This is a genomic window from Desulfurobacteriaceae bacterium, from assembly GCA_039832905.1.
Classification (GTDB): domain Bacteria; phylum Aquificota; class Aquificia; order Desulfurobacteriales; family Desulfurobacteriaceae; genus Desulfurobacterium.
Genome location: JBDOLX010000074.1, coordinates 1 through 11488, shown reverse-complemented (window position 1 = coordinate 11488; position 11488 = coordinate 1). Strand labels below are relative to the sequence as shown.

At 35.6% G+C, this 11488-nt stretch carries 14 protein-coding genes; 13 read left to right on the top strand and 1 reads right to left on the bottom strand.

Going from position 1 to position 11488, the window contains the following annotated elements; translation table 11 throughout:
- Positions 1-821, bottom strand: an 821-nt coding sequence (locus tag ABGX27_05480; GenBank protein ID MEO2068945.1) for an aminotransferase class III-fold pyridoxal phosphate-dependent enzyme, incomplete at its 3' end; no start/stop codon positions are given.
- A gap of 77 nt (positions 822-898) precedes the next feature.
- On the opposite strand from ABGX27_05480, the gene ABGX27_05475 reads away from it, so the two are divergent.
- The 13 genes from ABGX27_05475 (at position 899) to ndk (ending at position 11478) form a co-directional block, all read left to right on the top strand.
- Positions 899-1315: a type II secretion system protein gene (locus ABGX27_05475; GenBank protein ID MEO2068944.1), complete on the top strand. Its 417-nt coding sequence runs from the start codon at positions 899-901 to the stop codon at positions 1313-1315.
- A complete protein-coding gene (locus tag ABGX27_05470; protein MEO2068943.1) occupies positions 1312-1704 on the top strand; it encodes a prepilin-type N-terminal cleavage/methylation domain-containing protein in 393 nt (130 codons plus the stop codon). Before ABGX27_05475 ends, ABGX27_05470 begins: the two co-directional genes overlap by 4 nt.
- Positions 1704-2249 carry a hypothetical protein gene (locus ABGX27_05465; protein ID MEO2068942.1) on the top strand — a complete coding sequence of 182 codons (546 nt, stop codon included), beginning with the start codon at positions 1704-1706 and terminating at the stop codon, positions 2247-2249. Before ABGX27_05470 ends, ABGX27_05465 begins: the two co-directional genes overlap by 1 nt.
- A 36-nt stretch (positions 2250-2285) precedes the next feature.
- On the top strand, positions 2286-4328 hold the full coding sequence (locus ABGX27_05460) for a hypothetical protein (protein ID MEO2068941.1): 2043 nt from the start codon (positions 2286-2288) through the stop codon (positions 4326-4328).
- A gap of 8 nt (positions 4329-4336) precedes the next feature.
- The gene (locus ABGX27_05455) at positions 4337-5029 is read left to right on the top strand and encodes a biotin--[acetyl-CoA-carboxylase] ligase (GenBank protein MEO2068940.1); all 693 of its coding nucleotides are present in this window, start codon (positions 4337-4339) and stop codon (positions 5027-5029) included.
- 105 nt (positions 5030-5134) lie between these two features.
- The gene (locus ABGX27_05450) at positions 5135-5713 is read left to right on the top strand and encodes an HD domain-containing protein (GenBank protein ID MEO2068939.1); all 579 of its coding nucleotides are present in this window, start codon (positions 5135-5137) and stop codon (positions 5711-5713) included.
- A gap of 9 nt (positions 5714-5722) precedes the next feature.
- Positions 5723-6376 (top strand): hypothetical protein, encoded by a 654-nt coding sequence (locus ABGX27_05445; GenBank protein ID MEO2068938.1) that lies wholly within the window; start codon positions 5723-5725, stop codon positions 6374-6376.
- Positions 6345-7334 carry a protein translocase subunit SecD gene (gene secD / locus ABGX27_05440; protein MEO2068937.1) on the top strand — a complete coding sequence of 330 codons (990 nt, stop codon included), beginning with the start codon at positions 6345-6347 and terminating at the stop codon, positions 7332-7334. Before ABGX27_05445 ends, secD begins: the two co-directional genes overlap by 32 nt.
- A gap of 10 nt (positions 7335-7344) precedes the next feature.
- A complete protein-coding gene (gene secF / locus ABGX27_05435) occupies positions 7345-8229 on the top strand; it encodes a protein translocase subunit SecF (protein ID MEO2068936.1) in 885 nt (294 codons plus the stop codon).
- The gene (locus ABGX27_05430) at positions 8226-9311 is read left to right on the top strand and encodes an LptF/LptG family permease (GenBank protein MEO2068935.1); all 1086 of its coding nucleotides are present in this window, start codon (positions 8226-8228) and stop codon (positions 9309-9311) included. Before secF ends, ABGX27_05430 begins: the two co-directional genes overlap by 4 nt.
- The gene (locus ABGX27_05425; GenBank protein MEO2068934.1) at positions 9305-10357 is read left to right on the top strand and encodes an LptF/LptG family permease; all 1053 of its coding nucleotides are present in this window, start codon (positions 9305-9307) and stop codon (positions 10355-10357) included. Before ABGX27_05430 ends, ABGX27_05425 begins: the two co-directional genes overlap by 7 nt.
- On the top strand, positions 10330-11031 hold the full coding sequence (locus ABGX27_05420) for an endonuclease V (GenBank protein ID MEO2068933.1): 702 nt from the start codon (positions 10330-10332) through the stop codon (positions 11029-11031). The genes ABGX27_05425 and ABGX27_05420 overlap by 28 nt, the downstream gene beginning before the upstream one ends.
- Before the next feature lie 24 nt (positions 11032-11055).
- Entirely contained in the window at positions 11056-11478 is a 423-nt protein-coding gene (ndk, locus tag ABGX27_05415; GenBank protein ID MEO2068932.1) for a nucleoside-diphosphate kinase, read from the top strand.
- The last annotated feature ends 10 nt before the right edge of the window (positions 11479-11488 follow it).

The following is an 11488-nucleotide window of genomic DNA, read 5'->3' as shown; positions in this document are numbered from 1 at the left end:
AAGGTCATAAAGTCTGGAGCGATACTCGCGTGCTCGCAGGCAAACATCTTTCCAGTTCTTCCAAATCCAACAGCTATCTCATCAGCTATTAGATGTATGTCAAGTTCTTTAGTAAGTTCTCTAAGCTTTTTAAGATACTTTGGAGGGTAGATCTTAAATCCACCTGCACACTGAACGATAGGCTCTATTAGAACAGCACAAACTTTATCTTTATTCTCGAGTAATGCTTTTTCCATATGCTCAAAACACTCTGCATCACAAGTTTCTCTTGTTTTTCCATATGGACATCTAAAACAATCAGGCCCTTTTACTTTAATGTTTTCTATCATTATTTCTTTGTACATTTCGCTGTAAAGTTCCTCACCACAAACAGATAAAGCCCCGAGAGTTTCTCCGTGGTAACCACTATCAAGATAGACAAATTTGTTTTTTATCTTTCCTTTATTTTTGAAGTATCCAAAACTCATTTTCATTGCAACTTCTATAGCACTTGAACCGTTATCTGCAAAAAATACTTTTGAAAGAGGTTTAGGAACGATTTTTAAAAGTCTTTCTACGAGCTCCAAAGCTGGTTCATGAACAAAGTTTGCAAATATTACGTGTTCAAGTTTTTCAACTTGTTCTTTCAAGGCTCTATTTAGTCTTTCGTTTGAGTGACCAAAAAGGTTTACCCACCAAGAGGAAATCGCGTCTATGTAGCTGTTTCCTTTATCGTCGTATAGGTAAATACCTTTTCCCTTGACAATCCTTATTAAGGGGTATTTTTCGTGATCTTTCATTTGGGTACAAGGATGCCAGATAGGATAAGACTTTGGATGCATTCCTACCTCTCTTTATGAGTTTTGAAAGAAAAGATGATAATATTATACTTCGTAGGAGGGATATACCGGGGAAAATAATGAGAAAAGCTATTTCGTTAATAGAAACATTAGCCATTCTTTTAATAGTTTCTCTTCTTGCATTAGTAGCAGCGTCAAGTATTACTAAATGGAGTGGAAGTTTAAAGGTTAAAAACTTTGCTGAAAAACTAGTTATGGATTTACAAAAGGCGAGAAGTTTAGCTTATAAATTGGGGGAAAGCAAAGTTGTTATTAATTCCTCAAGTTATGAGATCTATGCTCCTACAACGAAAAAGCTCTGGGAAGAAAAAGTTCCTGATGGACTTTCTATTTCTTCCAACGAATCGGAAATAACTTTCAAAAGAAATGGATTACCAAATGTTAATACTACAATAGAAATAGAAGGATACAAAACTGAATATAGTATAACTGTCAGTAAAATAAGTGGAAGAATTCAATTGGAGAAGCTTAAATGAAACTAAAGGAAAAAGCATTTACTATTTTGGAAGTGGTAATTGCAATGGCAATACTCATGTTACTACTAATAGGAATTCTTCCTGTTTTATTAGTCGGAACTAAGTACGAAAAGATAAATGCAGCTAGAGAGATGGCAGTATACAAGGCAGAAAAATTACTTAACTATTTATCTTCCTTTTCATTCTCAAGCGCTTGTTTGACAAGTGGAACACACCCTTGTAAATCCGATCCAGGAACGTGCTGCCAAGATTTCGCAGGTAGCGACAATTTAACTTATATCGTTACTGACATAGATGCAGATACCAAACAAATAGAGGTAATATCAAAATTCGCTGTTGAGGACTACGAAGGTAATGTAACATTGCAAAGGTTAAAAGGGAACTGGTAATGGTTAGAAAAGGTTTTTCCATTCTTGAATTATTGATAGTAGCTGCTATTGGACTTTTAGTCATACTAGGTGGACTTTACTTTTTCTCTTCAGGATTTAAGTCCCTTTTTAGCGAAGTTTCCACTATGAGAGAAAGAACTTCTATTCTTCAAGCAGTTGAACTTATAGAATCTGACTTAACAAAAGCTGGTTATGGAATAGCAGACAAGACAACTTATCCTCCGATAGAGTGGGACAGTTCAGATAAGGAACTCAGTATAAGATATGTTGACTTTTCTGACCCTTCATGTGAGTTAAAAAATTTCTCTCCCGGCGATGATTGTAGCTATATAATTTACTATGAACTGGAAGATGGCAAGCTCATAAGAAAGGTAGATGAAAAAGCAGACGGTAGCTTCGCCTCAGCTCCTCTTTTTGATGAAGATAAAGTTAAGGTAAGTGAGTTTGAGGTTTCTTACAATGGAACTACTAAAGTTATAAATTATAAGATTGTAGGGGAGATAAAGGGAAAAGCTTTTTCATTTGAAAATTCTTATAGTCTGTAGGAACTGTAATTAATAACCTTAATATAGAGGTCAACAGTGAAAAAGGGTTACGTTCTAATAGGAGTTCTGGTTATCTCTCTCCTCTTGTCCCTAGGGGCTATCACATCAATGTCTGTTCTTCGAAAGGAGACGGAAGTTACTAAAGATACGGTTACTGCAAAAAAAGCTTTAAAAATTGCAGAAAGTGGTATGGAATTAGCTCTAACAAAGTATAAGAAAACGAAGTCCTGTGGTTGGACCTTAAATGGCAATGTAAGTGATGGTAATTACACTGTAACTGCAACGGATACAGGAGGAAACTGTGAAATAGTATCAGTTGGAAAGTATAAAGATGCTGTGAGAACAATAAAAGTTGTCGCTATAACAGGATCAAGTCTAGCTCCATTTACCATAAATGGTAATCTAAGTATTAAAAACTTTAGTCACGCTTCATGGTCACCAAAGTGGCAAGCTGATATGGGACTGGATGGTAGTTTAAGTGTTAACGGGAAAACGGGAACTGCTGCAATGTCAATACTTGAAAATGCAGGTTTTAACTTCGTCAGCAATGGAGATTTACCATCTTTTTCCGACGTTCCCTTTACTCCTCCTCCATCAACGGTTACTTCAGTAGAAGTTAATCCTCCACCTTCTTGTGATGTTGAGTGTAAAGATACTGCTGTAGTAACTATAAACAATGATGGTACAGCAACATTAAAAAACTGTAATCTCAGTACTGTTAATCTTTCAACAAATCCTGTTATTTGTTCTTCAAAGGCTCTTGAGGTTAAAGGAACAATAGGTAGCTCTTGGAAGTGGCCTTCAAATGTAAATCTTACATTTTACGCAAAAGAGAAGATAGTAATAGCTGATGGTTTAACAGTCGATAACCAGATTCAGTACGATACATTGAACCTAAACTTTATTTCTAGTGGAAAAATAGAAGTTGACAATGGAGTAAACTTAAAGCCTGTAACTGTAAAGAACGGAGACTTATCAATTTCCTTAGTCGGAGGGGAAGACGTTATCATAAATGGAGGAGTTAACGCCCAAGGAATTAGTATTGAAAATGGAGGAATGAAGTTAGAGATTGATTCTGAAAAATCCGTAAAAATAAATGGATCTATTGATATAAGGGACTTTGCAGAAATTCCAGAGTCTCCAACTATTTCCATTAACGCAGAAAATGACATTATCGTAAATGGGGGAATGACTATAAGTAGACTTAAAAGCGATGACGACATAAATCTTTCTTTGAAGGCGAACGATGATATTAATGTTATGGGAACAGCTTTTGTCGGAAACTTGGATGCCGATAGTGATGCTACTTTAGAAATGGTGGCTGGTAAAACTCTGAATGTTCATCAGGTAGACTATACAAGCTTACAAGCAGACGGTGATCTTAATATTATCCTTCAGTCCAGTGAAAATCTTTCAGCGAAACATATAACGTTTCAGTCATTTGATACAGATGGGGATATCAATATAAAAACAGTTTCAGGAAAGGCTGTCAATCTAAAGGAATTAAATCTTGAATCTTTTGGTGGTGAGGGAGATGTAAACGTAGAAATTTTAGGAGGAGAAACAGTAAAAGTTGATAAGGGCATTAATATATCCAACATGAACTTGAACGGTAACGGGACAAACGTAGTTATCTACAGTGAAAAAAGTATAGAGACAAAAGGAAAGCATGATCTAATTAGCGTAAACTATGGAGATTTGGGAGAAGGGGAATCAAACTTCTTAGTCTTAGCCCGTGAGCTAATAAACGTTGGAGGAGACATTATTGATTATTCTGGAAATGATGCTTACAATGTCCTTGTTTGGTCAACTAAGGGGATAAAGAGCAAAAAAGGAGGATTTGACTTCCAAAACTGGTCTGGTGATTTAAATATGGCACTCTTTGTAGATGGAGATATTAGCATTGCCAACTTCTCTTATGAAGGTAACGGAGTTCCTTCAGGATTGACTCTTGATGAAATGAAAGATCTATGTGATTCTACTACAGGTTTTATAAAAAGCGTATATTGTTCTATTGTAAGTAGCTTCTCTAGTTTAACAACTGCTGATATCAAAATATTGAGGTGGATAGAGGACTAGTTTAAACTATGGAGTTAGTGGAGTTAGAAGAAGTAGATTCAACCAACGAATACTTAAAAAGAATAGATTTCAGAGAAGGCTTTTGTGTTATTGCAAGAAAGCAAACCGGTGGTAAAGGTAGAAGAGGGAAGAACTGGCTATCCCTGAAAGATAAAGGACTCTACATCTCGTTCATGTATCCTCCTCTTTCTCCTTCTGTTATTTCCCTTTCAAGTCTTGCTTTTGGAGTTGCTGTTCTTAATACCCTCAAAAGCTTTAAAGAAGATTTTTACCTAAAGTGGCCCAATGATATTTACATAAACGGAAAGAAGATTGCTGGTATTCTTCCTGAACTCTTAAGAGATAGACTGATTGTTGGTATTGGAATAAATCTTTCCTATTCGGAAGAAGAACTTTCCGATTTTCCTGTACCAGCCACTTCCTTAAAGATAGAAAGAATAAGTTTCAATAGAGATCAATTGATTAAAAGTCTTATAGCAGAAATTAACAGCTACTATAATAAACTTTCAACTGGACAGTTTAATGTAAAAGAGTTCGAGCAAAACTGTCCTTTAATAGGAAAGGAGATTGCCGTTCACAACCAAGAGGGTAGTTTCAAAGCAAGAGCTCTTGGGATTGATCAAAACGGTTACCTTATTGTCGAAGATGAAGAAGGAAATATAAAAAGACTGTTTTCTGGAGATGTAAGCGTGAGGTTCTAAGAATGGAAACAGATTTAGAGTTCCCCACTTACAAAGAACTTTTAAAAGATAAAAAAATCCTTTATTACATCAATAATCAATAGGGCTGACTATTTCTTGAAAGAAATGGGATATACAGATCACGGGATTAGACATGCAGTTTGGGTAGCGGAGAAAGCAAGGTTTGTTTTATTAGAAATCATGGGGGATAAAAGAAAAGCAGAACTTGCAGGAATAGCAGGGCTTCTTCACGATATAGGAAACGTTATTTCCCGTCATGACCATGCGCAAAATGGAGCTTTCCTTGCCTACACCCTTTTAAAAGGAAAGGGGTTTTTAGATGATGACCTAACTGAAATAATGTATGCAATAGGAAATCATGAAGCAGAAACGGAAATGCCAGTTACCGAAGTCGCAGCTGCGGTTGTTATAGCTGATAAATCCCACGTTCATAGAAGTCGTGTGAGAGATGAAAAGACCATTTATGAAGATATCCACGACAGGGTAAATTACGCAGTCCTTTATAGCGACTTAGAAATAGAAAAAGAAAATCGTATAATACGTCTTGTTTTAAAGATAGATACTGATATTTCCAATGTTCTTGACTACTTTAGTATTTTCCAACCTCGCATGGAAATGTGTAGGAAAGCAACAGAAAAACTTGGTTTTCACTTTAGGCTAAAGATAAACGATACAAATCTTTAGGAGCAGAGAATGAAAAGTCTGAAATTAAGAATAGCGATTGTCCTGCTTGCCCTTATAGGTTCCGTTTATACAATTCTTACTAAACCTATTACTCTCGGGCTTGATTTACAGGGAGGAACTCACCTAGTTCTTCAAGTAGACGCTGAGAAGGCATTAGAAAACGAAGTATCTACTGCCTTGAGAGAGATAAAGAACATTCTTCAAAAAGAAAGTATACCTTTCATAGAAGTCCAAAGGAAAGGTAAAAAGATAGAGATCACTCTTCTTGACAAAAACGACATTGCTAAAGTCCGTTCTTTGATAGAGGAATACTATCAACGAATGTTCGATTTAAAAGCTAATGGTGAAAAAATTGTTCTTTCCTTAAAGTCGTCTTTTATTTCAGGAGAGATAGATAGACTTTGCGAACAAGCCCTTGAAACGATAAGAAATAGGGTTGACCAGCTTGGAGTAGCAGAGCCTGTAATAGTAAGAAATGGTAAAGATAGAATAATTGTTGAACTTCCTGGAATAAAAGATCCAGAAAGGGCAAAGAAAGTAATCGGAAAGGTTGCAAGGTTAGAGTTTAAAGAGGTGGTTGATGTAGCAGACTCTTTAAGTGAAGTGATAACTAAGTTTGGAGGACTAGTTCCTGCCAAAAAAGATCTCAAAGCTTTCTCCTGAAACATTAAGGGAAATCATTAAAGAAAGTGGAGCAAAACTACCAGATGATGAAGAAGTCCTTCTCCAAGAAATAAAGGACAAATCTGGAAAAGTAGTTGGTTATCGTTTCTTTATTGTTAAAAGGGAACCAATTCTTACAGGGGCTTATCTAAAAGACGCCTATCCAAGCATGGACGAATACGGAATGCCAGCTGTAAGTTTTGAACTTAATTCCGAAGGAGCAAGAATTTTTAAAGAATACACATCAAAACACGTGGGAACAAGACTTGCAATAGTTCTTGACGATAAAGTTCAATCTGCACCAGTTATCCGCTCTTCAATTGGAGCAAGAGGACAGATTACAGGTCAGTTTTCTTATCAAGAGGCTAAAGATCTCTCGATAGTTTTAAGAGCTGGTGCTCTTCCTGCACCTGTAACAATAATTGAAGAAACTACTGTTGGACCATCACTCGGAAAAGAGTCTATAGAGAAAGGACTAAAGGCAGGAATAGCTGGTCTTATTTTGGTTATGCTTTTTATGATTGTTTACTACAAGTTGTCTGGCGTTATTGCCGACCTTGCCCTCTTAATGAATGTGGCAATTTTATGGTCCATGCTTTGCCTACTTAATGCCACTTTAACTTTGCCTGGAATAGCAGGTTTTATCCTTACTATTGGTATGGCTGTTGACGCAAACGTCATAATCTTTGAAAGGATTAGAGAAGAGTTAAGAAAGGGTAGAAACATCTTCTCATCGGTAGAAGCAGGTTTTTCAAAAGCGTGGGGAACCATTGTTGACGCAAACATAACAACCTTAATAGCTGCTGCAGTTTTGTTCCAGTTCGGAACAGGACCAATAAAAGGTTTTGCTGTAATCCTTTCCTTAGGAATTCTCTCTAGTATGTTTACCGCCGTTTTTGTTACCAAAGTTCTCCTTGATATTGTTGTTAAGAAGAAACCAAAACTATTTAGTGTGTAGGAGAAATTAAATGGAAAGAAAGATTAACTTTGTAGGAAAAAGACACATAGCATACCTACTTTCTTTAGCTTTAATTCTCGGTTCTTGGATTTACGGCGCATTTATTAAAGGAGCAAAGTTTGGAATAGACTTTACCGGTGGAGTATTAATTCAAGTTAAGATAGATGAAGATGGCGTAGGCACAGAAACTTTGAGGAATTCGTTAAGTGGAATAATCAAAGGAGTTGTTGTTCAAAACATAGAAAACAAAAATGAATTTCTGATAAAAGCCCCTATCAAGGAAGACCCCAATAAAACAACAGAAACTTTAAAAGAGACCCTAAGGAAAACTTTCAAGGACAGTATAGAAATAAGAAGAGTTGAGATGATAGGCCCAACAGTAGGGAAAGAACTTAGAGAAAAGGGAATTATGGCTCTCATTTACGCACTTATAGGTATTCTTGTTTACGTTGCTTTTAGATTTGAACCGATATTTGCCTTTGGTGCTATTTTGGCCCTTATCCACGATACCCTTGCAACAACAGGAATATTTATGGTATCAGGTAGGGAATTCAGCCTTCCAGTAATTGCTGCACTTTTAACAGTAATAGGTTACTCCATTAACGATACTATCGTAGTTTATGACAGAATTAGAGAAAACATGAAAGTTCTACTCAGGAGTAAACCTTTCGAAGAAATCGTAAACGAGAGTATAAATCAAACCCTTTCAAGAACAGTAATTACTTCTTTAACCACCCTTTTTGTCGTTTTATGCCTTTATCTTTTTGGTGGTGGGATAATAAACAACTTTGCTTTTATTCTTCTTGTTGGAATAATTGTTGGTACTTACTCTTCTATCTTTATAGCAAGTGCCGTTGTAGTTGACTGGTATAAGCACATTAAAAAGGTGAAATGAAAATAAAAATCATTCATCGCTATATTACGTTCGAGATATTAAGGGTCTTTTTCTTTACCTTAGGACTTTTCATTTTTGTTGTCTTAATGGATAGAGCTTCAGCAATCGCCAAAACGGTTTTGGGACAAGGAATATCCATATTTGATTTTCTATCTGTCCTTATAAAAGGAGTACCAAATATTTTTGGAATAACAATTCCTATGTCGTTTATCTTAGCCGTTCTAATTGTTTTTATCCAACTTGAAAATAATAACGAACTTGTTGCCTTAAAGTCGTGCGGTGTTAGTGCAAAGGATCTTTCTAAACCTGTTTTCGCTTTAGGAGTTCTTCTTTCTATTTTTTCCTTTTACTCTCTAATGTTTATGATGCCCAAAAGTAATATTGCAATGAAAAAGGAAGTCGAAGAACTTGTAAAGAAGAAGATTACTCTAAGTATATCTTCAAAAAGTTTCGTTTCTAACTTTCCTGGCGTAACTTTTTACGCTGAAAAAGTTTATCCTCAAAGAGGATACTTAGAGAACTTTATGGTTTCACTGGTAAAGAAAGAGGAACTAATGACAATCTTTGCTAAGAAAGGAATCTTAAGAACAAAGGATAATACTGTATTCTTAGATATTCAAGATGGAACTGCTCAAGTTTTAAAATGGGAAAACTTAAAAAACTTAAGAGTTCTGGAGTTTAAAAATTACACAATAAAGCTTTATAGATTCAAGGAAAGAGAAAAGTTTGAAGCCCCCAAGTATAAAACTCTACCTGTTCTAATGTCCAGTAAGTCCTTAAAAGCAAAAGTTGAGCTTTTCAAAAGACTAGGACTTGCTGTTGTTCCTTTCTTTATGGGAATCTTGGCATTTTCAGTAAGCCTTCTTATTCCTAGAGGTTCTTTAGGACTTGGAATAGTAGCAGGCCTTCTTATAATGGTTATTTATTATATTCTCTATACAGTAGCGGAAAAAATAGCTCTTCAGACCGGATTTTTCCTCCTTCTTTTACTACCAGATGTTTTACTTCTAGTATTCGGAATTTTCCTTTACAGCTTCGTAGTTAAAGAGAGAGGAAAACTTTCAGTTGGTGGAAGATGGTAAAAATACTGGACAGGTACATTTTCACAGAAACTCTTAAATATTTTTCTCTAACTCTTTTGGTATTCCTTGTTCTTTTCTTTATGATTGACTTTGTTAGCAACATAGAACTGGGAACAAAACAGGGAATAATGTACGTACTTTACAGGATTCCTCTCTACCTTGTAAGGTTAATCCCAATTGCCGTCTTGATATCTGTGATAACTGTCCTCTCAAACCTTTCCGCTTCAAGGGAACTAACTGTGATAAAAGCCTTGGGAATAAGCATATACAGAGTCTCAGTGCCAATACTGATTTTTTCAGCTTTGATATCTCTCTGTTCTTTTTCAGTTAACGAGCTTGTTGTCCCCAAAACCACTTATCTTTCTAAAGAAATTAAGTATAAGGTTAAAAAAAAGAAGAATTTAAAACTTTTAGGAAATTCCATCTGGTTTAAAAATGAATCCAACACATTCGTATTTATAGGAAAACTTAATCCGTCATCTTTTATAGCTGAAAAAATATCTATTTTCTTCCTTAATAAAGAGTTTATTCCATCAAAACGAATAGATGCAATGTATGCTAAATACATTGAGAATGGTATTTGGAAGTTGGAAAAAGGCTTTGAAAGAGAGTTAACAAAATTTGAAACTAAGTCCTTTAAAGAAAGAAAAATAAAACTAGGAATAGACAAAAAAGATCTCATCCTTAAGCGTATAGAGTCTGATACAATCAACGCTTTTTCTCTTTATAAAATAATAAAGCAAATGGAAAGAATTGGTTACGATGCAAGGAACTACTTAGTAGATTTTTACACAAAGTTTTCCATACCGCTTTTACCTATTATTGTTGCTTTAATAGGTATTCCCCTCGGAGTGTACAACCCAAGAAATAGAAAGGGATATACTTTGTGGGTAGCAGTAGGACTTACAGTTCTCATGTGGATAATAATATCCTTCTTTATAAATCTTGGAAAAAGTGGAGTCTTACCTCCAATTTACGCGGCCTTTGCCCCACAAGTTATGTTCTTAGCCGTTGGACTATGGCTTTTAGCGAGGACGGACACTTGAAGTTCTCCTTAGATAAAGCCAAAAAAGCACAAGCAATTTTAAGAGAAAAAGTAAACCTTAAACCTTTAAATTTGGAAAATGTAAAGTTTATCGCTGGATGTGATCTGACTTTTACCAATCCTTACAGAACGCCGACTCTTGGAATAGGAGCTTTTGTTGTTTTTTCATACCCAGATCTTAAAGTAGTTGAAAAAGTTTTTGAAGTTAGTGAAGTAAAAATTTCTTACTTTCCGGGTTTTTTAGCATTTAGAGAAGTCCCTGTTCTACTAAAAGCTTACAAGAAACTCAAAATTAAGCCAGATATTGTCATTGTCGACGGTCACGGTATAGCCCATCCAAGAAGACTGGGAATTGCAACCCACCTTGGGGTAGTTCTAAAGATACCAACAATTGGATGTGCTAAAAAACCTTTGTATGGTGTCTTTAAAAATCCTTGTGAAAAGGCAGGATGTTTTGAACCAATATTGGATCCTAAAACCAAAGAGAATATTGGATTTGTTCTAAGAACGAAAAACAAAGTTAAACCTGTTTTTATCTCTCCTGGAAACTTAATAACTCTTAAAGATTCTTTAAAAGTTATAAAAAGTGTATGCAGAGGGTACAGAATACCCGAACCTACAAGGCTATCCCATAACTACCTGCAAGAAGTAAGGAAAATGTATAATTCTCGTTAAATTTAAACTCTCAAGGAGGAAAAAATGGCAGTAGAAAGAACACTTGTAATTGTAAAGCCAGATGCTGTTAAAAAGAACGCTGTAGGAGATATCATAAGGATTTTCCAAGAAAATGACCTTAAACTTCTTGCAATAAAGATGGTTCACCTCACTAAAGAGCAAGCTAAGAAATTCTACATCGTTCACAAGGATAGACCATTTTATGATGAACTTACAGACTTTATGTCTTCCGGACCTTGTGTGCCTATGGTTCTTGAAGGTGAGAATGCTATTGCAAGAGTAAGAGAGATAATTGGAGCTACAGACCCAGCTAAAGCTGCTGAAGGAACTATAAGGAAAAAATACGGCACAGACGTTGGAAGAAACGCTGTCCATGCTTCCGATTCTCCAGAATCTGCTGCTTACGAAATTCCTTTCTTCTTTAATGCCTTAGAAATCCACGAATAAAATTTGGGGG